The sequence below is a fragment of the Veillonella sp. 3_1_44 genome, from assembly GCF_000163715.1.
GTDB classification, from domain to species: Bacteria; Bacillota; Negativicutes; order Veillonellales; family Veillonellaceae; genus Veillonella; species Veillonella parvula_A.
This window is the reverse complement of sequence record NZ_GG770199.1, coordinates 721,009-745,567: the sequence shown is the minus strand read 5'-3', so window position 1 is coordinate 745,567 and position 24,559 is coordinate 721,009. Positions and strand designations below refer to the sequence as shown.

Sequence of the window (24,559 nt, the reverse complement as noted above, 5' to 3'; positions counted from 1 at the left end):
TTATAAATGAGGTATTCTATGAATTATACTAGCACCCGCGGTACCGTTGCGGTAAATGAAACATATGCATTGTTGCACGGATTGGCAGAGGATGGTGGCCTATATGTACCATCTTTATTCCCTACAAATTGCTTAACTTACAATGATGTGAAAGATAAAAACTACCAAGAAGTAGCAGCCGTTGTTTTAGCAAAGTTGTTTCCATGCTTTTCTGAAGCTCATTTAAATGAAATGATTAATTCTGCTTACTGCGATGCTAATTTCAGCACCCGTGATATTGCACCATTACACTCTTTATTGGAAAAGGTTTCCGTATTGGAATTATTCCATGGCCGCACACAAGCTTTCAAAGATATGGCGTTGTCCTTATTCCCATATTTGTTAGTGGCAGCTAAAGAGGCGGAAGGTGAGAAAAAAGAAGTTCTTATCTTAACGGCTACTTCTGGTGATACTGGTAAAGCAGCTCTTGAAGGCTTCAAGGATGTACCTGGCACTCATATTCAGGTATTTTACCCAACTGATGGCGTTAGTCCTATGCAAGCGGAACAAATGCAAAAACAAGAAGGGGAGAATGTTAATGTTACGGCTATTCATGGCAATTTTGACGATGCTCAACAATTCTTGAAACGCCTCTTTGTTGATAAAGCGACTGCAGAAGAGGTTGCTGAAAAAGGGGTTATGTTCTCCAGTGCGAACTCTATCAATATTGGTCGTTTAGCTCCACAAGTAGTTTACTATGTAAATGCCTATGCTGAACTGGTTGCACAAGGTGCAATCCATGAAGACGAAGCTTTCAACGTTGTAGTTCCAACTGGTAACTTCGGTAATATCTTGGCTGCTTACTATGCTAAAAAAATGGGGATTCCTATCGGCAAATTGATTTGTGCATCTAATCAAAATAACGTACTTACTGACTTCTTTGAAAACGGTACCTACGATATGAACCGCCCATTCTATACGACGATTTCTCCATCCATGGATATTCTTGAATCCTCTAACTTTGAACGATTCTTATATTATATTTCTGGTGAAGATAGCGAACGTACAGCAGAATGGATGAAAGATCTTAAAGCAACAGGCAAATTAACTGTTAATGAAGAAGAGTTCAAACGTATTAAGACTGATTTTGCTGGTGCCTATGTGGATGATGAAGAAACGAAAGCAATCATTGAACAAGTATACAATTCTTACGGTTATGTAATGGATCCTCACACGGCGGTTGCTATGGGGGCCTATATGAAGGAGTTGGAGAAGCATCCTGAAGATGGCGCTCGTCATACAGTGATTGCATCTACAGCACATCCATTTAAATTCCCTACACCAATCTGTGAGGCATTGGATATCAAGGTAGGCGAGACTCCTTATGAAAGCTTAGAGAATATCTCTACTGTAACGGGTGTTGCCTTCCCTAAACAATTGGAAGCCTTACAATCCAAACCATTGCGCTTTACAAAAGCAATCGACAAAGAGAATATGAAACAAGAAATCTTAGATTTTGTAGATACATTCTCTAAATAATACAATGCCGCCTTTCATTAGAAGGGCGGCATATCTATATGTTTCTTATTGAGTAACCATTTTTTATTGATTAACCAATTAAATTCATTTTCTCATTAAATTAACATTCATCATATATGGTATGGAATTTTGTTAGTATGTATTGATGTATCCATTATTTATAGAAATATGGGTTTATAATTATATAGAGAAATATAATTATAGGAGGGGCTATGGCTAAAAAGGGCCTTATATATGCATTGTTATCCGCACTTTTGTTTAGTACGATGAATGTATTCGTAAAACTGTTGGGGACGAATATTCCACCTGGGGAGATCGCTTTTGCCCGTGGATTCTTTGGGACTGTTGCGGTGCTCATTATCATGTATGTGAAGGGAATCCGATTTTCAAAAGAGAATCGGGGGCTCCTTGTCATGCGTGGCCTATACGGCGGTTTTGGTATGGTCTGTAATTTTATTGCTTTGGTACACATAAAATTATCTGATGCAACAATTCTATTTCAGACGACAGGAATATTTGTTTTTATCTTTAGTGCTCTGTTTCTGAAGGAATCGATACCTAAAGGGGCTGGCAAATGGCTCGGAGTTATTTTGATTGCTGTCTTAGTAATGGTAAATCCTTTTAGTTATGAATCATTTTCTTGGTATGCCTTGGTAGCAATTTTAGGTGCTGCTCTAGCTGCGGCGGCTTATACGACAATACGAACTATTAGTAAACGCGGACAACATAGTAATTTTGAAATTATGGCCTATTTTATGATTACTGGTATGATTGCGGGCCTCGTCACTACAGAACAGCTCGTTATGCCTCAAGGTACAGACTGGCTAATTATCTTTGCTATCGGTGGTATTAGTGTAGTGGCTCAGTTTTTCTTGACCGGAGCCTTTGTTACGACCAATGCTGTAGTGGCTCAATTCTTGCAATACGTTGGCGTATTTATTAGTTCCTTCTACGGGTTCTTGATCTTTGGTGAAAGTTTATCCATAGCCACAGTGGGTGCTGGTATTGCCATGTTTATATCTTCTGTTATGTTGGCGCGTCTTAAAGAACAGAGTGGTCCATTAAGAGAGGGCAAGGTCATAGAGGATAAAATCAAATAAATGTCGAATATATACAATATCAGATTGTATATGACAGTGGGGTGCTGATTACATTCGTGATTAGCACCTTTTTACATAAAAGAGATAATACAAGGGTATTAGTTAGTGATTTGTGGTAATGAAATATACTAGAGCTCTTTCATTTTGAAAGTAGCTACAGACGGAGGAGCTATGTATATAAAATGGATGCATATTGAAAACTATAGGAACTTAGCCGATGTAACACTAAGCTTTCACAATGATATTAATTACTTTGTCGGTGAGAATGCAGTAGGTAAGTCTAATTTTCTAGATCTCTTAGAAATTATCATGGAGTGCCATGGGTTCATTGAAAGTGATTTCACGGATGTAAACAAGCCTATCCGCATTGATTTTGAAATATCTTTAGGTGAGTTAAATTATAAAAGCATGTATACTGCTGATGAAGGCCCCACCTACCGTTTACGACTTGAACAAGTTGTACAAGAGGTATATCCACGATTATACAGAGTCACTGATGCAGGGATTGAACCTATGGCGTTATCTATGATTCGTCATGCCTTATATGTGTGTCATCGCGATACATCAGAGCAAGAGCTATTTTCTATACCCTCTGCTGTATATATTGAATTAGGACATCTCTTACAAGCTTATGTATCTCGATTAGAAATGGCGACTGATGATTTGCAGCGTGAAATTGTCAGTTTACGCAAGGATTTAGATCCCTATTGTATGCTCAATATTCAACACCTTATAGAGGTGTTGTCTACATCTTCTGCTATAGAACGCAAGTATTCTGCTGATAATGTGCGTTTAATAATGGCTGTGGCTCTTAAAATTTTAGCTCAAATCTATATGAAGGTGAGTAGTGCGACTACAAATCTAGAAGCTTTACTTGTATATGATGGAAAGGGTCGCAAGTTTTTACCAATCTTTATCAGTGTGGATGAGCCAGAGCTACATTTAAGCCCTTATTTGCAACGGGCTGTGCTCAATTATTACCGCCAAATTGCAACTAATGAAAATGAAGAGTTTTTATCGTTGTTGCGAGATGTATTTAAAATTGATGGATTGTTAGGACAACTTTTTGTAGTTACACATAGTACAGATGCGCTTGTTGATGATTATCGGCACATTATTCGCCTTTATCGGGATGAAAATAATATGGTCTGTGCAGCTTGTGGGGTTACGTTTAACTTCCCTAAAGAGGTAGAGAAACATTTGATTATGCATTTTCCAGAGGCTAAGGAGGCGCTCTACGCTCGGTGTATTATCATTGTAGAAGGAGAGACAGAGTACGGTAGCTTTGCAGGTTTTGGTAAACGATTGGGGGTAGATTTTGATTACTTTGGCATCTGTCTTATCAATGCCCGAGGAGAGTCTTCTATTAGTAAATTACAAAAATTATTTAATAGATTCTCTATTCCAACAGTAGCTCTCTATGATCGAGATGTAGAGGGAAAGTATGCAAAAGCACATAGCAATATATTTTACACACAAGAAATTTGTTTTGAAATGGATTTTGTATCGTATTTGCTTGCGATGCACAAGCGTTCCATAATGGATGCCATTATCAAGGATATTATTGATGATGCTCGGCCAATGGTAACAAAGGACATGGCACGTCGTGGTTATGCGAAACTAGGTATTACTAAAAGTCAAATTGTACAACGATGTTTATCGAATATTTCGGATCGTAAGTTAGATGATTTACATATTTATTACTTCTCTTGGTTCTATGCCAATAAAGGGGTAATTGTAGGGCGTCGTATAAGTCAATTCTTAGATGCTTCCATGATACCACCTGCATTTATTGCAGTAATAGAGCGTGCTAAACTTCTTTCACTAGGTTTAGGTTAATGGAACAATACATTAATACTTCTAATTAATAGAGTCTGACCAAAGTTTGGTTAGGCTCTATTTTCTAGTATGTATCAAAGCGTTTTAGAGTGTAGGTATAGAAAATATGGTGCAAAAAATACGCATAATACGTGATTTATTACAATAATAGATAGAATTATGAAAAACTATATTAACTAAATTTTAAAAACTACATCGAAATTTCTTGACATCTTTTTATCTTTATTTTATGATTAGTACTGTTATTAATGCATTCTCAATTAAACGTATCTAGGAGTATGAAAATGAAAGACTTTTTAAACGACTTTAAAGCATTTGCTTTCAAAGGCAATATGATGGACCTAGCTATTGGTATGATTATTGGTGCTGCTTTCACAGCATTGGTTAATTCTGTTGTAAACAACCTATTCATGCCTGTTCTCAGTGTATTCACAGGTGGTATTGATTTTAGTAATTTGTATTTGCCATTGAGCACAGGTTCTAAAGATGCATTCATGGCTGGCGCTGATATTGCTACAGCTCGTGCAGCTGGATCTGTATTGCCATATGGTACATTTATTACTGATTTGATTCAATTCTTGATTTTGGCATTTGTTGTATTCTTGATGGTTCGTGGCTTGGCTAAAATGATGAAATCCGCGAAAGAAGAGGAAGTTGCAGAAGCACCTACAACGAAAGAATGTCAATTCTGTAAATCTGAAATCAATATTAATGCAGTTAAATGTCCTAACTGTACTGCAGATTTGAACTAGTTCAAATTTAAATTATACATAAAAGGAGTGAGGTTTTGGCCTTACTCCTTTTTGTTGTATTACGTTAGCTTTCTAGTATAAAATATAATTATAATATATAGAATTTTTTAGGGAGGGATATACATGGAAAAGAAACCTCTAGTAGTAGTAAATGGACTGGTTCGCAAAGATGCGATTGCATATTTAAAAGAGCATGTAGATGTGCGCCAATGGACTGAAAAAACAGTGATGCCTCGTGAGGTACTGAAGGAATGGCTCGTTGATGCAGATGGTTTATGGTGTGTACGACCTTTAGATGTAGATGCTGATCTTGTAAAGAATGCGCCAAATTTAAAGGTTATAGCACAAGCGGCCGTAGGCTATGATAATGTAAACATTGATGAACTAACAGCGGCAGGCATTCCTTATGGCAATACACCAGGTGTTCTCAATGAAACGGTAGCAGAACTTGCATTTACCTTGATTGCCACGGCTAGTCGTCGTATTATAGAAAATGCTAACTTTGTAAAAGACGGTCGTTGGGCTCAAAGACCTTCTAATATTAAAGGTTTTGATTTAAGTCGTCGCACTCTTGGTATCATTGGCATGGGGGCTATCGGCGTGTCTATTTCTCGCCGCGCCCGTGCCTTTGGTATGACTGTTGTATATCATAATCGTAATCAACGCTTGGATGATAAGATTCATAAGACTACTTATATGGAGCTAGATGACCTTTTAGCGACTAGTGATGTAGTTTGTGTAATGGCTCCATTAACAGATGAAACCTATCATATGTGTGATGAAGCATTCTTCAAGAAGATGAAAAATACCGCTTTATTTGTAAATGTAGGTCGTGGTCCTATCGTTGATACAGAGGCACTCATTAATGCCTTAAATACAGGTGAAATTGATTATGCGGCACTCGATGTGACGGATCCAGAACCATTACCAGTGGATCATCCATTATTAGAGGTAGAAAATTGCCTCATTGTACCACATATTGGCTCTTACACAGATAGGACTCGTTATGACATGTCTATTTTGACAGCAGATAATATTATTGCCGGCGTTCATAAGAAACCGTTAAAAACATGTGTGAACGAAGAAGTGAACTACAAGAAACCTCAAATGGATGTAGAGTCTGCGCTAGAAGAGCTTAAAAAGGCTGGCGTTGATTTAACCGATTTCGACTAACAGTGCAAGACATTAAAAGATATGCGGTTTTATACAAAGTATGGTAAAATAAAAGAATATTTTTCCTATGGAGGTAAGAACGTTGGAACATAAAGACATTGAAAAAGATGTAGCTCCTGAAGAAGTTGTATCTGTTAACTTTATTGAAGCTATTATCAACAAAGATAACGAAACTGGCAAATACGGTGGGCGTGTATTGACTCGTTTTCCACCAGAACCAAATGGTTACTTGCATATTGGACATGCTAAATCTATTTGCCTAAACTTTGGTATTGGTAAACAATACAATGGTTTAACAAATCTTCGCTTTGATGATACAAATCCTGTAAAAGAAGATGTCGAATATGTAAACTCCATCATGGAAGACGTTAAATGGCTTGGATTTGAATGGAATGAACAACCACGCTATGCATCTGATTATTTTGGCCAAATGTATGAGTATGCTAAGAAATTAATCACGCTTGGCAAAGCTTATGTAGATGATCAAACTGCAGATGAAATTAAACAAAATCGTGGCGATTTCTCTACTCCTGGTGTCAATAGTCCATACCGTGATCGTAGTGTAGAAGAAAATTTGATGCTCTTCGAAGAAATGAAAGCTGGTAAATATAAAGATGGGGAAAAGGTATTGCGTGCAAAAATCGATATGGCGCATCCTAATATCGTAATGCGTGACCCTGTTATTTATCGTATTGTAAATACAGAGCATCATAATACGGGTAATGAGTGGAAAATTTATCCTATGTATGATTTTGCCCATCCTATTGAAGATGCTATTGAACGCATTACGCATTCTATTTGTACATTAGAATTTGAAGTTCACCGACCATTATATGATTGGGTGTTAGAGGAATGGGATGATACTGAAATTCCACAACAAATTGAGTTTGCTCGCTTGAATGTAACTAAAATGGTTATGTCCAAACGTAAATTGCGTGCTCTTGTTGAGGCAGGCCTTGTAGCTGGTTGGGATGATCCTCGTATGCCGACAATTTCAGGTTTGCGCCGTCGTGGTTACACGCCAGAAGCAATTCGTGATTTCTGTGATCGCATTGGTGTAGCGAAGGCGGATAGCGTTGTTGATATTGCTTTGCTTGAGTTCTGTATCCGTGAAGATTTGAAACTCAAAGCTACACGCCCTATGGTAGTTATTGATCCTGTGAAAGTTGTTATTACGAACTATCCAGAAGGTCAAACTGAACTTTGCACAGTTGAAAACAATCCAGAAAATGAAGAGTTGGGTAACCGTGAAGTTGTATTCGGTCGTGAAATCTACATTGAACGCAGTGACTTTATGGAAGAACCAGTTAAGAAATTTTTCCGCTTAGCACCAGGCAAAGAAGTACGCTTGAAAGGAGCTTATTTCATTACATGCACTGATGTTATTAAAGATGAAAATGGTAATATTACAGAAATTCACTGTACATATGATCCTGAAACTAAGAGCGGTAGCGGTTGTACACGTAAGGTTAAGGGCACATTACATTGGGTTGAAGCGTCTACTGCAGTAGATATTGAATCTCGTTTATATGATTACCTGCTTAAAGAAGATTCTGATGGTAAAGATTTCTTAGGTGACTTTAATCATGAATCTTTACAAGTGTTCAACAGTAAAGGTGAAGCAAGTCTTGCTACAACTGTACCAGGGGATCATTTCCAATTCTTGCGTCAAGGTTACTTTGTAACTGATAAAGACAGTACTTCAGACCATATTGTAGTGAACCGTATTGTTGGTTTACGCGACAGTTGGGCTAAGGCACAAAAGAAATAGCATAATGCATTATATTAATGCTTTCATGAGGAGAAAAATGAAAAAAATAGTACTACTTGCTACGGTAGCGGCTGTGTTGGTATCTATACCTGCTACGGGTTCCGCAGCGAACATTAAGTCCATTTTAAATAGAAGTCAAACTGTAACATATCAAGGTGTTAAATTGCCTGAAGGCGTTACTATGTATCAAAATAATCCTAAAGCGTTGTTTGCTGGGGAGGGCAAAAAAGATATTAAGTCTGTACTTCTTGAGGCGGGCGCGTATTCTGCAGATGTATATACATTAAATATTAAAAACGAGAATGAAATGCAATATGCTGTTTATGCTAATGTTGTGTTAGGAAAACAATTATCTAGTCGCATGAGTGAAGCAAAGCATATGAATACAGATTCTTCATCTCTTGGAGCCTTAGCAGCTGCTATTAACAATGGCGATAGCCCTGTACTTGGTACTTTCACGGTAATTAATCCATTAGCAAAACAAGGCAATGCCTATAAAGGCACATTGAAATATAAAAGTATAGCTAATAATAATTCTTATAATGAGATATTACATATTAGTATTTCTGAAGATAAATATACAGGACCAAATGCTCATTTAATTGCTGTTGACGAAGCTAATGATAGTGTTGTATTCCCTAAAGTTAAAGGTTTATTACATACCAAATAATTAATAATTATTGAAAATATATATCAATTATTCTTGACAATTTTTCTCATCAAGAGTACTATGAGCCTATAGGAATTATTCTCATTAGAGGAAATTCTAACGATGTGCAACAGGCAGGTACTATTATGATGAATTCAATTGACCATATCATTGGATATCATTGTGCACCGGCAATTCGAGGTATTAAGCTATCGAACTTGGTTTCTATTCCACGGGACATGAATGAACAAATCCAATTTGTATTGATAGAGTATAATAAAGCGTTCAATGAAAAAGGATTGTTCTTCTTTGAATTATGTCGTTGTAAAGCGCGAAGACTATTATTGGTATTCCGTGAGAAGCAATTAAGAGACTATGTACGGCAACCTGCGGTGATGTTATTTTTGAAAGCCTACGGTTATCATGATCGAATGAGCATTATGGAGATGCTCGAACATCTTAGATATCGTATGGAAGTAAGCATTGAGTTTCCACATGAAATCGGCATTTTTCTAGGTTACCCATTAAAGGATGTGAAATGTTTTATTTCTTATCGTGGTGGGGGATACCGAATGTGCGGAGAGTGGAAGGTTTACCATGATGTGGTAAATGCGCAACGCTCTTTCTTGTGTTACAAAGCATGTCGTGAATTTTGTCAAACTCAATTGATGTTGGGAAAAACATTTAGTTCATTGGTCGCAAGAACGGCCTAGGAGGTACAAGATGATTGGTGTAATTTTTTGGTCCGGTACAGGCAATACAGAACGCATGGCTTATGAAGTAGCTGAAGGTATTAAAGCTGCAGGTCAAGAAGTTGAAGTAAAATCCGTTTCTGAAGTATCTGTTGATGAAGCAGCCGCTTATGAAAAATTAGCTCTTGGCTGTGCTGATATGGGTGCAGAACAATTAGAAGAAGGCGAATTTGAACCATTTTACACTGAACTAGAAGGCAAGTTGAGTGGTAAAAAAATAGCGATCTTTGGCTCCTATGGTTGGGGTGGTACTTGGTTGGAAGACTGGGGCACTCGAATTAAAGATGCTGGTGGCGAATTAGTGGCTGATGGCGTAGCAATCTTGGGCGAACCTGATGATGATGGTAATGCACAATGCCAAGAATTAGGTAAAACATTAGCAAACGCTTAATTTGATTTTAATTACTAACATAAATACTAATAGTTAATAATAAAAGGTTGTAATGACGATAATTCGTTATTACAGCCTTTTTTGTATGTACTTATGATTGATATGATGGAGCAAAGGTCATTAAAAATTTTGATATCGATAAGTAAATGTGATGAAAATCATAATGTTTATTTATCTTTATCTCTATTTGTGTATATAAGCGCATAATTATAAATAACTTTAATACATAATTATATTGCGTTTTTGTACACATAGTCCTATAATTTAGTTAAGAACCTAACAAAAATTTAGGTTGATACAAAAATAGTTAGGGTTAATTTTATATTAGCTATTAACCGGGCTAGCGTAATTTAAACGGGAAAGGTTAATCTATGACATTGAAAGAGGGGTTATTTCAATGAGTACATTAGAGCGAATAAAAGTCATAGCCCATGGATTAGCGGTACAATTTGGACCATCCTGTGAAGTATTGATTCATGATTTACAAGGGGATATTAATTCTTCTCTTGTATATATTGAGAATGGAACTATAACTAATAGACATGTTGGTGATGGCCCATCGCATGTGGTTTTAGATGTGCTGAGTCATGACGATGGTAGCGAGGGCAGATTTGGTTATCTCACAAAGACTAAAGATGGTCGAATATTAAAATCTTCTACCATGTATATTCGTGATGATACAGGTCGTATAGCATACTTGTTGGGGATTAACCAAGATATAACAGAGTTTGTTATGATGCATCGACTTTTGGATAGTTTGGTCAATACAGGTCAGGAAGATGCAGGATCTGTTGAAAAAATTACGACGAGTGTATCGGAACTTTTAGATGATTTATTACTAGACGTAGAACGTTTAGTTGGTAAACCAGGACCATTGATGAATAAGGTGGAACGTTTAAAAGCTATTTCCTATTTAAACGAAAAAGGGGCTTTTCTTATCTCGAAGTCTTCTGAGAAGATAGCAGAGTATTTTAATATTTCTAAGTTTACTCTTTATAGTGATTTAAATACTGTAAAGGAAGAATCCTAGGAGGCAAATATGGAACGAATTCAGTGGAAACGTAATACAATGGCACCATCAAGTGACAAGTTTTTGTCAGTTATGGATGTTAGAGAGGTTAAGAAAGCTAAAGCGTTTCATGAAAGTTTTCCACAATATAGCGTTACTCCACTTGTATCGCTTAAGAATTTAGCGTCTTATATCGGTGTTGATGCACTCTTTGTAAAAGATGAATCTTACCGATTTGGCCTTAATGCATTTAAGGTATTAGGCGGTTCCTATGCGATGGCAAAATATGTGGCGCAACAAACTGGTAAAGCTGTTGAGGATGTACCATATGATGTATTAACATCTGCAAAATTAAAAGAAGAGTTTGGTCAAGCAACATTCTTTACTGCCACTGATGGTAACCATGGTCGAGGTGTAGCATGGGCAGCCAATAAATTAGGTCAAAAATCTGTAGTATTTATGCCAAAGGGCTCTACAGAATATCGTAGAAAACAAATCGAAAACGAAGGAGCTACCGTAACAATCGAAGACTTCAACTACGATGAGTGTGTACGCTTAGCAACCAAAAAGTCTAAAGAAGTTCCTAACGGTGTTGTAGTTCAAGATACTGCCTGGGAAGGTTATGAAGAAATTCCAAACTGGATTATGCAAGGCTATGGCACGATGGCTATGGAAACAGCCAATCAATTAGAAGCTGATAATTGTAAAGTTCCTACACATGTATTTGTACAAGCTGGTGTAGGTTCCCTTGCCGGTTCTGTAGTGGGTTACTTCACTAATCTATACAGCAATGTGGCTAAAAAACCTAAATTAGTTGTTGTAGAAGCGGCAGCTGCAGCTTGTTTATACAAAGGTGCTGTAGCTGATGATGGTAAACCTCGTATCGTAGAGGGTGATTTAGAAACAATCATGGCAGGCTTAGCTTGTGGTGAACCGAACACAGTTTCTTGGGATATTTTGAGAAATCATGCAGATGTATTCGTTTCTGCTCCTGACTGGGTGGCACGTTTAGGCATGCGCGTTGGCGGTGCACCGATTAAAGGCGATACTCCAATTACTACTGGAGAGTCTGGTGCAGTTCCATTAGGTCTTGTAATGGCAATTATGACAATGCCGGAATATGAAGACTTACGGAAAGAGTTAGAACTAGATGCGTCTTCAAAGGTACTCTGTTTCTCCACTGAAGGTGATACGGATCCTGAAAGATATAAAAATATTATGTGGTATGGTGAAGATCGTTAGGAGGCATTAATTATGGATTTACAAGCAATTAAACAAGCAGCGGCAACTTATGGACCAGCGATGACAAAGTTTTTACGTGAGATCGTAGCATTCCCAGGTGAAAGTGCTGAAGAAAAAGATCATGTAAAACGTATAGAACAAGAGATGAAAGACCTAGGATTTGATGAAGTTGAAGTAGATCCTATGGGGAATATTCTCGGATATATGGGTACAGGGAAAACCCTCATTGCCTTTGATGGACATATTGATACAGTTGGTATTGGCAATCGTGACAATTGGGATTTTGATCCATATGATGGTTTCGAAGACGAAACTAAAATTGGTGGCCGTGGCGTATCTGACCAATTGGGTGGTATTGTATCCGCTGTATACGGCGCTAAAATTATGAAAGACTTAGGACTTCTAAGTGATAAATATCGTGTACTTGTTGTAGGCACCGTACAAGAAGAGGACTGTGATGGCCTTTGCTGGGAATATATGATTAAGGAACGCAATATCCGTCCTGAATTTGTAGTATCTACAGAACCAACCGATGGCGGTATCTATCGTGGGCAACGTGGTCGCATGGAAATTCGTGTAGATGTACAAGGCGTATCTTGCCATGGTTCTGCTCCTGAACGCGGTGATAACGCAATTTATAAAATGGCAGATATACTTCAAGACATCCGTGAATTGAATGCTAATTCTGCTGATGAAAGCACAAAAATTAAGGGACTTGTTAAAATGCTTGACCCTAAATTCAACCCTGACCATTATGAAGAAGCTCGCTTCTTAGGCCGCGGTACAGTAACTACTTCCCAAATTTTCTATACGTCTCCAAGCCGTTGTGCAGTAGCTGACTCCTGCGCTATTTCCTTGGACCGTCGTATGACTGCTGGCGAAACTTGGCAAAGTTGCTTGGCAGAAATCGAAGCATTACCACATGTTAAAGAATATGGTGCGAAAGTATCTATGTACGAATATGCTCGTCCATCTTGGACTGGTTTGACATATCCAATCGAATGCTACTTCCCAACTTGGGTAATTCCTAAAGATCATAAAGTAACAGAAGCTTTGGAAGAAGCATACACTAGCTTATATGGCAACGAACGTATTGGTGCAGAAGATACAGTTGAAATGCGTAAAGCTCGCCCATTAACTGATAAATGGACATTCTCCACAAATGGTGTATCTATCATGGGTCGTAATGGCATCCCTTGTATTGGCTTCGGTCCTGGCGCAGAAGCACAAGCACATGCTCCTAACGAAATTACATGGAAACAAGATCTTGTAACATGTGCCGCCGTATATGCATTGTTACCATCCGTATACTGCAAAGACTAATATCACATATATTGAATTAGATCTATTTTAACGAAAATAACTGAAAATAGTTGATATTTAGAATTTCATATAGTGCCTCACTATTTGATGAGGCATCGTATAAAGTTAGATCCTAAGTAGCCCTTTAGGGAATTGAAAGAGAGGACTTACAGATGACAGACTTCAATAAAAGTATTGAAACTTTACAAAAATTAGACGTTAGTAAAATGTACGGCGAAGATTTCTTCTTAACTTGGGAAAAATCTGATGATGAATTGCAAGGTGTATGGGCAGTAGCTGATGCATTACGTGCTCTTAGAGAACGCAATATCTCTACTAAAGTATTTGACAGCGGTCTTGGCATTTCTTTATTCCGTGATAACTCTACAAGAACACGCTTCTCCTTTGCTTCCGCTTGTAATTTGCTAGGTCTTGAAGTTCAAGATTTAGACGAAGGCAAATCTCAAATCGCTCACGGTGAAACAGTTCGTGAAACAGCTAATATGATTTCCTTTATGGCAGATGTTATCGGTATTCGTGATGATATGTATATCGGTAAAGGCAATGCTTATATGCATCAAGTTTCCGATGCAGTTAAAGAAGGTCATGAAGATGGTGTATTAGAGCAACGCCCAACACTTGTAAATCTACAATGTGATATCGACCATCCTACACAAATCATGGCTGATACAGCTCATATCATCAAAGAATTTGGCGGTGTAGAAAACCTTAAAGGTAAAAAGATTGCTATGACGTGGGCGTATTCTCCATCCTATGGTAAACCTTTATCAGTACCTCAAGGTGCTATTGGTTTATTCACTCGTTTAGGTATGGAAGTTGTATTAGCACATCCAGAAGGCTACGAAGTAATGCCGGAAGTTGAAGAAATCGCTAAGAAACAAGCTGAAGCTAGCGGCGGTTCATTCCGTAGAACTAACGACATGAAGGATGCTTTCAAAGATGCAGACATCGTATATCCTAAGAGCTGGGCTCCATTCGGTGCAATGGAAAAACGTACAAAACTGTATGGTGAAAATGATCATGAAGGTATTAAAGCATTAGAAAAAGTTCTTCTTGAAGAAAATGGTAAACATAAAGATTGGGCATGTACGGAAGAGATGATGAGTCTCACAAAGGACGGCAAGGCTCTTTACTTACATTGCTTACCAGCAGATATTACAGGTGTAAGTTGTGAAGAAGGCGAAGTAGATGCAACAGTATTTGATCGCTACCGCATACCTCTTTATAAGGAAGCAAGCTACAAACCATATGTTATTGCAGCTATGATTTTCCTTAGCAAATTTAAAAATCCTGTAGAAACCTTAAAAGAATTAGAACGGAAGGGAACCGAACGAGTTCAACCGTAAAGTAAAGTTTAGGGGCCATCCGTATTGATGGCTCCTTTTATTCTTAATAGTTTGTTATGAGGCATAACATGAAAAAGAGAGTTGTAGTAGCATTAGGGGGGAATGCATTAGGCAATTCCTTACCAGAACAGAAAATTGCAGTAAAAAGTACAGCTAAAACAATCATTGATTTAGTAGAAGCTGATTGTGACGTAGTGGTAACACATGGTAATGGACCTCAAATTGGTATGATCAACAATGCGATGGCTGCATTGACTCGTGAAGTAGAAGGTCAACCAAACACTCCATTATCTGTATGTGTAGCAATGAGCCAAGCTTATATTGGTTATGACTTACAAAATGCTCTTCACGAAGAGCTTTTAAATCGTGGTATTAAAGATTTGCCAACAATGACTATGGTTACACAAGTACTTGTTGATCAAAATGACCCAGCTTTTCAAAATCCTACAAAACCAATTGGTCATTTTATGACTCAGGAAGAAGCTGAATACGCAGAAAAGAATTACGATTATGTGGTAAAAGAAGATGCGGGTCGTGGTTATCGTCGTGTGGTGGCATCTCCAGCACCAAAAGAAATCATTGAACTAGAAGCAATTAAAGGTTTAGTAGGTAAACAATTAATTGTTGCTTGTGGCGGGGGAGGTATCCCAGTAACTAAAGAAGGTAATGAACTTCATGGTGCAGCTGCTGTTATCGATAAAGACTGGACTAGTAGTTTGTTGGCCCAAGAAATTGATGCTGATGTTCTCGTTATTTTAACAGCTGTTGAAAAGGTTGCCATTAACTTTGGTAAAGAAAATGAAAAATGGCTTGATGAAATAACCGTTACACAAGCTAAAGAATATGTATCAGCTGGTGAGTTTGCAGAAGGCTCGATGAAACCAAAGGTAGAAGCCGCTATAGCATTTGCAGAATCCAAAAAAGGCCGTGTCTCAATTATCACATTATTAGAGAAATCTAAAGATGGTATAGCAGGAAAAACAGGCACACGTATCGTATTATAATAATATATAAGTTTATAAGTATGCTTTTCAACGAATCGTTGAGGAGGTGCCCACATGATTATATTAGGAAAAGGTACTGTTATTACTCGCGACGCTGATAGACCTATCATTTATGATGGTGCTGTTGCTATCGACGGGACTCAAATTGTTGATATTGGTAAATATGATGAATTATGCAAAGCTTATGCAAACGCAGAAATTATTGATGCTCATGGTGGCTTGATTATGCCAGGTTTCATTAATGCACATCATCATATTTACTCCGCTCTTGCACGAGGCTTATCGTTGCCAGGTCCAGCACCGACTAACTTCGGTGAAATCTTGGAAGGACTTTGGTTCTACTTAGATAATAAATTGACGGCTCCAGATGTAAAAGCAAGTGCATTACTTACGTATTTAGGCTGTATCGAAAATGGTGTAACTACTATTTTTGACCACCATGCAAGTTATGGTGAAGTTCCTAACAGCTTATCCATCATTGCAGATGTAGCTAAACAATTCGGCGTTCGCTCATGTTTATGCTATGAAGTATCCGACCGCAATGGCGTAGACCAAATGAAAGCCGCTGTTGCAGAAAACGTACGTTTTGGTAAAGAAGCAAAACAAGATCCATCCAGACTGGCGGCGATGATGGGCTTGCATGCATCTTTCACATTGAGCACGGAAACATTAGATTATGTGAAAGCTCATAATGAGGATCAGTTGGGTTATCATGTTCATGTTGCAGAAGGTCCTGAAGATGTGGCCGATAGTAAAGAAAAGTATGGCATGACACCTGTTAGACGCCTCGTAGAGGCAGGTATTTTATGCCCTAAGAGCATCGCTGGTCACTGTGTACACGTAACTGACGAAGATGTGGCATTATTGAAAAAATCTCAAGCTAAGGTCGTACATAACCCAGAAAGTAACATGGGTAATGCAGTAGGCACGACAGATATCTTGAAACTATTAGATGCAGGGATCACTGTTGGGCTTGGCACAGATGGTTATACAAATGATATGCTCGAATCTTATAAAGTAGCGAATTGTCTCGTGAAACATGAGCAACATAAACCATATGTAGGCTGGGGTGAAGTACCTCATATGCTATTTGAAAACAACCGCAAAATGGCTAATGAATTCTTCGATACTACGGTAGGCATCCTTAAAAAAGGTGCTGCAGCTGACGTAATTGTTCTTGATTACGCAGCACCAACACCACTTGATGAAAACAACATCAATGGTCATTTACTATTCGGTGCTAATGGTATGTATGTGGTAACAACTATTAGTGATGGTGTACCACGCATGATTGATCGTAAATTACAAGGCATTGATAAAGCTGAAGTAATGAACGAAGTTTTAGCAACATCTAAAGGTTTATGGAAACGACTAAACCCATAACGCAAACGCTTTAAAGGAGTGTGACATTATGAGTGACATTATGTATCCGGTAAGTTTCGGAAATTTGATGAACCACATTATGACTGAGTACAAGATGTACAATCGTATTTACAATGTAAATAAAATTCATCGTACGAATCATAATCAACGCTTATCTATCTTTGGTAAATCTATTGAAAATCCTGTAGGCCCAGCAGCTGGCCCTAATACACAGTTGGCACAAAACATTGTGGCATCCTATGTAGCTGGTGCTCGTTGCATTGAATTAAAAACCGTACAAATTATGTATGGTGAAGAACTAGGTATTCCTAGACCTTGTATCTACTCTGTAGACGAAGCATATAACGTAGAATGGTCTTCTGAATATAGCTGTGATGAAGCTGCTGATGAATACATTAAAGCTTGGTTCGCATTGAAATTAATCTCTAAAGAATTAGGATTAGGTGATCCAGATGGATTTTTATTCATCATGAGTGTTGGCTATAACTTGGCTGGTATTAAGAGCCCTATGGTTGATAAATTCATCAATACAATGCGAAATGCATCTCAATCTCCTATGTGGGATACATGTAAGCAATGGTGTCTTGACCATGTAGATGAATTTGAGCATATTGATGCTGATTATATTAACTCTATTAGTGATGAACTTTGCCAAGCAATTACATTGTCCACAATGCACGGTTGCCCAGCAGAAGAAATCGAATCCATTTGTTCGTACCTTATCAGTGAAAAAGGTCTTCACCTATACTTAAAATGCAACCCTACATTGTTAGGTCCAAAACGCATTAGAGAATTATTGGATAACGCTGGTTTTGAGTACATTGACTTTGAAGATCATCAATTTGAAGTTGACCTTCAATTCGATAAGGCTGTTCCAATGTTAGAGCGTCTTATCGCTCTTGGTGAAAAACACAATAAGATTTTCGGTGTTAAATTGACAAATACATTCCCTGTACAAATTCACAACAATGAATTGCCAGGCGAGCAAATGTATATGTCTGGTAAATCCTTGTTACCTGTAACAATTGGTGTAGCTGAGCTCTTAAGTGCTCAATTCGGCGAACGTTTACCTATGTCTTATAGTGGTGGTGCTGTAAAACAAAATATCAAAGCTATCTTTGATTGTGGTATTTGGCCTGTAACAGTATGTACAATTCTTCTACAAGGTGAAGGTTACAATACTTTCAAAGGCTTAGCAGACGAAGTAGAATCTACTGATTACAATGCTGCTTTAAAAGTTCATAAAGAACTTATAGCTAAACTTGCTAAAGACATCGCTGAGAACAAAATCTTCAAGAAGAGCGATGCAATGAAGAAAAAACGTGAAGCAATGCCATCCTTCCCAGGTACACGTAGTTCTGACTACCACTGCCGCGTTGTTTGTGGTGCTTGTGTTCGCGTATGTCCTAATAGATGTAATGAAGTCGTTACTGTAAATGATGCTAAATTGATCATCCATGTTGATCAAAGCTGTAATGAATGTGGTAACTGTGCGTGTCATTGCGTAGAACCTTGTCAACCATACAAGGATCGCATTACATTCTTCCACAATGCTGAAGCTTTAGCAGATAGTACAAATGATGGTTTCTACATCAAAGGCACTAGCTGTGGTTATCGCTTTAAAGGTGAAGAAGCCGTATGTGACATTGATGCATTACCTGAAGAATTGAAAGGAGTTGTACATGCCTTCTGTAAAGAGCATGTGTACTATGTATCATGATTATCATACAACAAGGGGAATTGGTCTTAACTGACAGAATCCTTACCGGAGATATATTAATTGATGGCGACAAAATTGTCGCCATTGATGAACACCTTTCTGTTCCAGAAGGGGCTAAAGTTCTTAATGCAAAAGGTTGCTATGTGTTCCCTGGATTTATTGATCCTCATACACACTTTCAAATGACAAATGCCTTGGCGTCTACTGCAGATGATTTTGATAGTGGTACAAAGGCTGCTATTCTTGGCGGCACTACTTCAATCATCAACTTTGCTTCTCCTGAGGATGGATCCCTTTGTAAAGGGTTAGAAGTTCATAAGGAGCGTGCCTTGGGGCATTGCTCCTGTGACTACAAATTCCATATGGAGCTTGTAGAAATGAATGAAGAGGTATCTCATGAAATACCAAAGGTTGTAGAAGCTGGTGTATCGTCCTTTAAAGTGTACTTAGCGTATGGCTTCCGTTTAACAGATCGAGAAATTTATGATGCTATTGAAGCTATAAAACCAACGGGTGCGCTTGTAGGGGCTCACTGTGAAAACGGTGATCTTATCGATGCCTTTGTAGCAGATAAACGTAAACGTGGTGAATTAGATGTAGACAATCATCCACTCACAAGACCGGCCATGATTGAATCGGAAGCGATTAAGCGATTTAGTACAATTGGTGCTGCATTAGAGTATCCCGTGCATATTGTGCATGTAAGTTCTAAAGAAGGCGTAGATGAAGTTCTACGTGAGCGGGCATTAGGACATCAAGTGACTTGTGAAACATGTCCACAGTATTTGGTGCTTGATGAATCACGATATAAATTACCTGATTTTGAAGGGGTTAAATATGTGATGAGTCCTCCACTTAGAACGATACAAGATCAAATGGCATTGAAGGATGCACTAGTAAATGGTGTATTCCAAACCATTGGTTCCGACCATTGTAGCTTTACCTTTAATGATCAAAAATTAAAGAGTCGTTATGACTTTACCCGAATTCCTGGAGGTATTCCTGGAGCCGAAGAACGGGGCATCATTGCTTATGATGTGTTGGTTAACCAATGCAATATGAGCGCTGTAGATTTTATGAAATTAGTTAGTGAAAACCCAGCAAAGCTATATGGCATGTATCCCAAGAAGGGTACATTAGCTGTAGGTAGTGATGGGGATATAACAATTGTAGATAAGCATATAGAACATATGCTTTCAAAAGAGTCCGCCCATACAAAGGCTGACTATATACCTTACGAAGGAATATCTGTAACTGGCAAGGTTCGAGATGTTATCCTTAGAGGTCACCATGTGGTACAAGATGGATCCTTAACAGAATCGTATCTTGGTGAATGTATTCCTTAATGAGAGGAGGGCTATATATGTACCGCTTTCAAGTGAATGGCACCCAATATGAGGTTCAAGAGGATCAACGTTTAATTGATTTCTTGCGAGCTGATTTAAAGTTGACGGGCACTAAAGAAGGTTGTAGTGCTGGTGCATGTGGTACGTGTACAGTAATTATAGACGGAAAAAAAGCAAAGGCTTGTGTAAGCAAACTATCTCAATTAGACGGTAAATCAATTGTCACGATTGAAGGTTTATCTGAACGAGAAAAAGCAGTATACACCTATGCTTTTGGTGAATGCGGAGCGGTGCAGTGTGGTTTCTGTATACCAGGTATGATTATTAGTGCAAAAGTATTGATTGACGAAAATAATGACCCTACACCTGACGATGTTAAAAAGGCGATATTAGGTAATATTTGCCGTTGTACAGGCTATGTAAAAATTGAAGAGGGCATTATGCTAGCTGCAAAAATGTTCCGTGAGAACTTACCAGTTCCAGAAAAGGATACAAATGGTAATGTAGGCGCTCGTTTACACCGTGTAGATGCTGAGGAAAAAGCATTAGGTACTGGACAATACTCTGATGATATCTATATGGATGGCATGATTTATGCCAAAGCATTGCGTTCTAAATACCCACGAGCTAGAGTTGATCGTGTTGATGTGTCTAAAGCTCTTGAACATCCAGCATGTGTAACGGCATTGACTGCTAAGGATGTACCATTCAATAAGACTGGTCATTTAGTACCGGATTGGGATGTACTTATCGCCGAAGGTGATATTACACGTTATGTAGGCGATGCAATTGCACTTGTTGCAACTACAGAAAAGAAATACTTAGACGAAGTATTGGCTCTAGTTGAAGTTGATTATACTGAATTAGAACCCGTACTAGATCCATTGGAAGCACTAAAACCAGATGCTCCTCAGTTACATCCAGAGGGAAATGTATTATCTCGTCAAACATTATCTCGTGGCGATGTAGATAAGGCTATTGCAGAGGCTGCTTTTGTAGTAACAAATCATTATTCCACACCTCAAACCGACCATGCATTTATGGAACCAGAATGTGCCGTTGCATATCGTGAGGGTGATGAAATTCATCTGCATTCAGGTAGCCAAAATGTTTATGATGATCGTCGTGAAGTTGCTCGTATGCTTGGTATTCCGAATGAGGCTGTAAAGGTTCACAGTATGCTCGTAGGTGGTGGCTTTGGTGGTAAAGAAGATATGACCGTACAACATCATGCATCACTCGTAGCTTGGCTTACAGGAAAACCAACTAAGGTACTTTTCTCCCGTCAAGAAAGTCTCAATATTCATACTAAACGTCATGCGATGGAAATGGATATTACAACAGCTTGTGATGCGGAAGGTAATTTGGTAGCAAGTAAGGTAAATATCGTTTCTAATTGTGGCGCGTATGCATCTTTAGGTGGTCCTGTACTTCAACGTGCTGGTACTCATTCTTGTGGCCCTTATCACTTTGATAATTTTGCCTTTGATGGTGTATGTGTTTATACAAATACTGTTCCTGGTGGTGCATTCCGTGGGTTTGGCGTAACACAAACTATCTTTGGTCAAGAGCAAAATATTGATGAATTAGCTGCGTTGGTAGGCATGGATCCTTGGGAATTCCGCTACAAAAATGTTGTACGCCCTGGTGACTCATTACCAAACGGCCAAATTTGTTCCAAAGAAACCGCTTTAGTAGAATGTTTGGAAGCTGTAAAAGATGCATATTATGCCTCTGATCGTACTGGCCTTGCGGTATGTTTGAAAAATAGTGGTATTGGTGTAGGACTACCTGATACGGGTCGCGTTATTTTAGAAGTACGTGATGGTAAAGTTCGTATTCGTACGGGTGCCGCTTGTATTGGTCAAGGCATGGCTACTATGGCAACACAAGTACTTTGTGAAACGACAGGCTTAACGGCGGATAAAGTATTTGTAGAACGACCTGATACAGTACGTACACCAGATTCTGGTACAACTACTGCATCTCGCCAAACGCTCTTTACCGGTGAAGCAACGCGTAAAGCAAGTCTTCGCTTAAAAGAAATGTTAGATACTAAAACATTAGAAGAACTGAATGGCGTAGAGATTTATGAAGAGTTTCTCGGTGAAACAGATCCATTTAATTCTGATAAATCGCATCCAAAAAATCACGTTGCCTATGGTTATGGTGCATGTGTAGCAACAATTGGTGAAGACAATAAGGTTGCTAATTTACATGTAGCATACGATGTAGGTCGTGTAGTGAACCCTCAATCCTGTACAGGTCAGGCCGAAGGTGGTGCCATTATGGGAATGGGGTATGCCGTTACAGAAGACTTCCCTTATAAAGAAGGGTATGTAACATCTAAATACGGTACGCTAGGACTTCTTAGAGCTACCCAATGTCCTCCAATTCATGTAAGTCTTATCGAAAAAGGGACACCAGAACAATATGCATACGGTGCTAAAGGTATTGGCGAAATCTCTAGCATTCCGATTGCACCGGCTATTGCAAATGCGTATCGTCGTATCGACGGAGAACCACGTAGGTCCTTGCCGATTAAACATACAGGTTATAAAAAATAGAATATTTGCTTAATGGTAGGGGCTTTTGCCCCTAGCCATCAAGGTTCCCACGTGAAGTCGATGAGATTTCTAAACTCTATCATGTACGATAGTATGACTATATTGTTTAACTAGTAACTAAAACGTAAGATATGAGGTGATTCTTATGAGTAAAGGTGCATCTGGTGTCGACCATGTAGATGGTATGCTGCCAATCCCGCAGTTATTCGCTTATGGTTTACAGCACGTTCTGGCTATGTATGCTGGGGCAGTAGCTGTACCAATTATTATTGCACAAGCTATGCATTTGCCAATTGAAGATTTAATTCGTTTGATTACAGCTGACTTATTTACATGTGGTGTAGCTACATTGATTCAAACATTAGGGTTCGGACCTGTCGGTGGTCGCATTCCTCTTATTCAAGGTGTAACATTTGCTTCTGTAGGTCCAATGATTCTGATTGGTCAGCAGCATGATATTACTACCATTTACGGTGCGATTATCGTAGCTGGTCTCTTTACATTCCTTGTGGCACCATTTTTCAGTCGTTTGATTCGGCTATTCCCACCTGTAGTAACAGGTACTATCATTACTATTATTGGTATCAACTTGATGCCAGTAGCTGTTAACTGGATGGGGGGGGGCGTAGGCAATAAAAACTTTGGCGATCCACTATACATAGCTCTTGGTGTAGCTACATTTGTTCTCGTTGTATTAACTTATCGATTTGGTAAAGGTTTCCTTGGTAATTTGGCAATCTTAGTTGGGCTTATTCTCGGTACAGCCTTAGCTATGATTGTTGGTATTACAGATTTTTCAGAAGTAGGGCGTTCTCAATGGATTTCTGTTGTGACACCATTCTATTTTGGCCTTCCAACCTTTGACTTTGCTTCTATTGTATCTATGATTATTGTAATGCTCGTAGTTATGGTAGAAACAACTGGTGATAGTATTGCGGTAGGTGAAATTGTAGATAAACCTATTGGTCAAAATGAATTGGCTGCGGTACTTCGCGCGGATGGCTTGTCTACTATTATTGGTGGTATCCTTAATAGTTTTCCGTATACAGCATTTGCTCAAAACGTAGGTCTTATTGCTGTAACACGTGTTAAGAGTCGTTTCGTTGTAGCAGCATCTGGTGTAATTTTAATTTTATTAGGCCTTTTCCCTAAATTAGCCGCTATCGTAGCTTGTATTCCAAATGCTGTACTAGGGGGCGCAGGGATTGCTATGTTCGGCATGATTATCGCCAGTGGGATTCGTTCTCTTGGTAAAGTTAGTTTCGATGGTAACTATAACCTGATGCTAGTTGCCATTAGTATTGGGGTATCCATGATTCCTCTTGCAGCACCTCAATTCTATACACACTTTCCAGCATGGGCTCAAATTCTGTTGAAATCTGGTATCACAGCTGGTAGTATAGTAGCTGTTATTTTAAATGTAATGTTTAATGGTTTTGGTTATAAAACTGTTAACGAACCTAATCGTGCGACTCGTAAATATCGCCACTTCACACGATTCAAAGGTTATCCTAAACATTTCTACCAATAAGATATAGTTAGACGAGTTTACTCTCATGCGATTATATGTATTGTCTCTCACAGTAGAAACCTTGTTAGTATAGGTAAAACATCAATATATATGGTTTCGTTTGTTAAAAAGATCTCACTCTGATTTGGAGTGAGGTCTTTTTT

19 protein-coding genes are annotated in these 24,559 nt (G+C 38.5%); all 19 read left to right on the top strand.

Features of this window, described 5'->3' with window-relative positions; translation table 11 throughout:
* Nucleotides 1-18 precede the first annotated feature (18 nt).
* The 19 genes from thrC to HMPREF0873_RS03350 all read left to right on the top strand — a co-directional run bounded on the left by thrC (nucleotide 19) and on the right by HMPREF0873_RS03350 (nucleotide 24,416).
* Nucleotides 19-1,518, top strand: coding sequence for a threonine synthase (gene thrC, locus HMPREF0873_RS03440; RefSeq protein ID WP_008714340.1), 1,500 nt, complete (start codon nucleotides 19-21; stop codon nucleotides 1,516-1,518).
* Nucleotides 1,519-1,730: 212 nt separating this feature from the next.
* Nucleotides 1,731-2,618, top strand: a complete 888-nt coding sequence (locus HMPREF0873_RS03435) for a DMT family transporter (RefSeq protein WP_008714338.1) — start codon at nucleotides 1,731-1,733, stop codon at nucleotides 2,616-2,618.
* Nucleotides 2,619-2,789: 171 nt separating this feature from the next.
* Entirely contained in the window at nucleotides 2,790-4,457 is a 1,668-nt protein-coding gene (locus tag HMPREF0873_RS03430; RefSeq protein ID WP_004696557.1) for an ATP-dependent endonuclease, read from the top strand.
* Between the two features lie 284 nt (nucleotides 4,458-4,741).
* Nucleotides 4,742-5,209 (top strand): large conductance mechanosensitive channel protein MscL, encoded by a 468-nt coding sequence (gene mscL / locus HMPREF0873_RS03425; RefSeq protein WP_004696554.1) that lies wholly within the window; start codon nucleotides 4,742-4,744, stop codon nucleotides 5,207-5,209.
* A 123-nt stretch (nucleotides 5,210-5,332) separates the two neighbouring features.
* On the top strand, nucleotides 5,333-6,382 hold the full coding sequence (locus HMPREF0873_RS03420) for a D-glycerate dehydrogenase (RefSeq protein ID WP_004696553.1): 1,050 nt from the start codon (nucleotides 5,333-5,335) through the stop codon (nucleotides 6,380-6,382).
* Nucleotides 6,383-6,464: 82 nt separating this feature from the next.
* Entirely contained in the window at nucleotides 6,465-8,153 is a 1,689-nt protein-coding gene (locus tag HMPREF0873_RS03415; protein ID WP_008714335.1) for a glutamine--tRNA ligase/YqeY domain fusion protein, read from the top strand.
* Nucleotides 8,154-8,190: 37 nt separating this feature from the next.
* Nucleotides 8,191-8,823, top strand: coding sequence for a hypothetical protein (locus tag HMPREF0873_RS03410; RefSeq protein ID WP_004696549.1), 633 nt, complete (start codon nucleotides 8,191-8,193; stop codon nucleotides 8,821-8,823).
* Between the two features lie 104 nt (nucleotides 8,824-8,927).
* Entirely contained in the window at nucleotides 8,928-9,515 is a 588-nt protein-coding gene (locus HMPREF0873_RS03405) for a DUF3793 family protein (RefSeq protein ID WP_008714331.1), read from the top strand.
* 10 nt (nucleotides 9,516-9,525) lie between these two features.
* Complete coding sequence (locus tag HMPREF0873_RS03400; RefSeq protein ID WP_004696544.1) at nucleotides 9,526-9,945, top strand: flavodoxin; 420 nt, start codon at nucleotides 9,526-9,528, stop codon at nucleotides 9,943-9,945.
* Between the two features lie 397 nt (nucleotides 9,946-10,342).
* Entirely contained in the window at nucleotides 10,343-10,975 is a 633-nt protein-coding gene (locus HMPREF0873_RS03395) for a transcriptional regulator (protein ID WP_004696542.1), read from the top strand.
* Nucleotides 10,976-10,984: 9 nt separating this feature from the next.
* Nucleotides 10,985-12,196 (top strand): diaminopropionate ammonia-lyase, encoded by a 1,212-nt coding sequence (gene dpaL / locus HMPREF0873_RS09940; protein ID WP_004698734.1) that lies wholly within the window; start codon nucleotides 10,985-10,987, stop codon nucleotides 12,194-12,196.
* A gap of 12 nt (nucleotides 12,197-12,208) precedes the next feature.
* The gene (locus HMPREF0873_RS09935; RefSeq protein WP_008714326.1) at nucleotides 12,209-13,519 is read left to right on the top strand and encodes a YgeY family selenium metabolism-linked hydrolase; all 1,311 of its coding nucleotides are present in this window, start codon (nucleotides 12,209-12,211) and stop codon (nucleotides 13,517-13,519) included.
* Between the two features lie 152 nt (nucleotides 13,520-13,671).
* A complete protein-coding gene (gene ygeW / locus HMPREF0873_RS03380; protein WP_004696537.1) occupies nucleotides 13,672-14,865 on the top strand; it encodes a knotted carbamoyltransferase YgeW in 1,194 nt (397 codons plus the stop codon).
* Between the two features lie 68 nt (nucleotides 14,866-14,933).
* Complete coding sequence (gene arcC, locus HMPREF0873_RS03375) at nucleotides 14,934-15,869, top strand: carbamate kinase (RefSeq protein WP_004696535.1); 936 nt, start codon at nucleotides 14,934-14,936, stop codon at nucleotides 15,867-15,869.
* A 54-nt stretch (nucleotides 15,870-15,923) separates the two neighbouring features.
* Complete coding sequence (gene ssnA / locus HMPREF0873_RS03370) at nucleotides 15,924-17,252, top strand: putative aminohydrolase SsnA (protein ID WP_008714324.1); 1,329 nt, start codon at nucleotides 15,924-15,926, stop codon at nucleotides 17,250-17,252.
* A gap of 28 nt (nucleotides 17,253-17,280) precedes the next feature.
* Nucleotides 17,281-18,972: a selenate reductase gene (locus tag HMPREF0873_RS03365; RefSeq protein WP_004696531.1), complete on the top strand. Its 1,692-nt coding sequence runs from the start codon at nucleotides 17,281-17,283 to the stop codon at nucleotides 18,970-18,972.
* The gene (gene hydA / locus HMPREF0873_RS03360; RefSeq protein WP_004696530.1) at nucleotides 18,969-20,318 is read left to right on the top strand and encodes a dihydropyrimidinase; all 1,350 of its coding nucleotides are present in this window, start codon (nucleotides 18,969-18,971) and stop codon (nucleotides 20,316-20,318) included. Before HMPREF0873_RS03365 ends, hydA begins: the two co-directional genes overlap by 4 nt.
* A gap of 17 nt (nucleotides 20,319-20,335) precedes the next feature.
* Nucleotides 20,336-22,885: a selenium-dependent xanthine dehydrogenase gene (gene xdh / locus HMPREF0873_RS03355; protein WP_004696528.1), complete on the top strand. Its 2,550-nt coding sequence runs from the start codon at nucleotides 20,336-20,338 to the stop codon at nucleotides 22,883-22,885.
* 145 nt (nucleotides 22,886-23,030) lie between these two features.
* Entirely contained in the window at nucleotides 23,031-24,416 is a 1,386-nt protein-coding gene (locus HMPREF0873_RS03350) for a nucleobase:cation symporter-2 family protein (protein ID WP_038125495.1), read from the top strand.
* Nucleotides 24,417-24,559 lie beyond the last annotated feature (143 nt).

What these genes read in the sequence shown, in the direction of transcription:
- HMPREF0873_RS03365 (WP_004696531.1), top strand. Translation starts at nt 17,281, where the DNA reads ATGAGTGACATTATGTATCCGGTAAGTTTCGGAAATTTGATGAACCAC.
- ygeW (WP_004696537.1), top strand. Translation starts at nt 13,672, where the DNA reads ATGACAGACTTCAATAAAAGTATTGAAACTTTACAAAAATTAGACGTT.
- hydA (WP_004696530.1), top strand. Translation starts at nt 18,969, where the DNA reads ATGATTATCATACAACAAGGGGAATTGGTCTTAACTGACAGAATCCTT.
- HMPREF0873_RS03435 (WP_008714338.1), top strand. Translation starts at nt 1,731, where the DNA reads ATGGCTAAAAAGGGCCTTATATATGCATTGTTATCCGCACTTTTGTTT.
- thrC (WP_008714340.1), top strand. Translation starts at nt 19, where the DNA reads ATGAATTATACTAGCACCCGCGGTACCGTTGCGGTAAATGAAACATAT.
- HMPREF0873_RS03350 (WP_038125495.1), top strand. Translation starts at nt 23,031, where the DNA reads ATGAGTAAAGGTGCATCTGGTGTCGACCATGTAGATGGTATGCTGCCA.
- ssnA (WP_008714324.1), top strand. Translation starts at nt 15,924, where the DNA reads ATGATTATATTAGGAAAAGGTACTGTTATTACTCGCGACGCTGATAGA.
- HMPREF0873_RS03420 (WP_004696553.1), top strand. Translation starts at nt 5,333, where the DNA reads ATGGAAAAGAAACCTCTAGTAGTAGTAAATGGACTGGTTCGCAAAGAT.
- arcC (WP_004696535.1), top strand. Translation starts at nt 14,934, where the DNA reads ATGAAAAAGAGAGTTGTAGTAGCATTAGGGGGGAATGCATTAGGCAAT.
- HMPREF0873_RS03430 (WP_004696557.1), top strand. Translation starts at nt 2,790, where the DNA reads ATGTATATAAAATGGATGCATATTGAAAACTATAGGAACTTAGCCGAT.
- xdh (WP_004696528.1), top strand. Translation starts at nt 20,336, where the DNA reads ATGTACCGCTTTCAAGTGAATGGCACCCAATATGAGGTTCAAGAGGAT.
- HMPREF0873_RS03410 (WP_004696549.1), top strand. Translation starts at nt 8,191, where the DNA reads ATGAAAAAAATAGTACTACTTGCTACGGTAGCGGCTGTGTTGGTATCT.
- HMPREF0873_RS09935 (WP_008714326.1), top strand. Translation starts at nt 12,209, where the DNA reads ATGGATTTACAAGCAATTAAACAAGCAGCGGCAACTTATGGACCAGCG.
- mscL (WP_004696554.1), top strand. Translation starts at nt 4,742, where the DNA reads ATGAAAGACTTTTTAAACGACTTTAAAGCATTTGCTTTCAAAGGCAAT.
- dpaL (WP_004698734.1), top strand. Translation starts at nt 10,985, where the DNA reads ATGGAACGAATTCAGTGGAAACGTAATACAATGGCACCATCAAGTGAC.
- HMPREF0873_RS03395 (WP_004696542.1), top strand. Translation starts at nt 10,343, where the DNA reads ATGAGTACATTAGAGCGAATAAAAGTCATAGCCCATGGATTAGCGGTA.
- HMPREF0873_RS03400 (WP_004696544.1), top strand. Translation starts at nt 9,526, where the DNA reads ATGATTGGTGTAATTTTTTGGTCCGGTACAGGCAATACAGAACGCATG.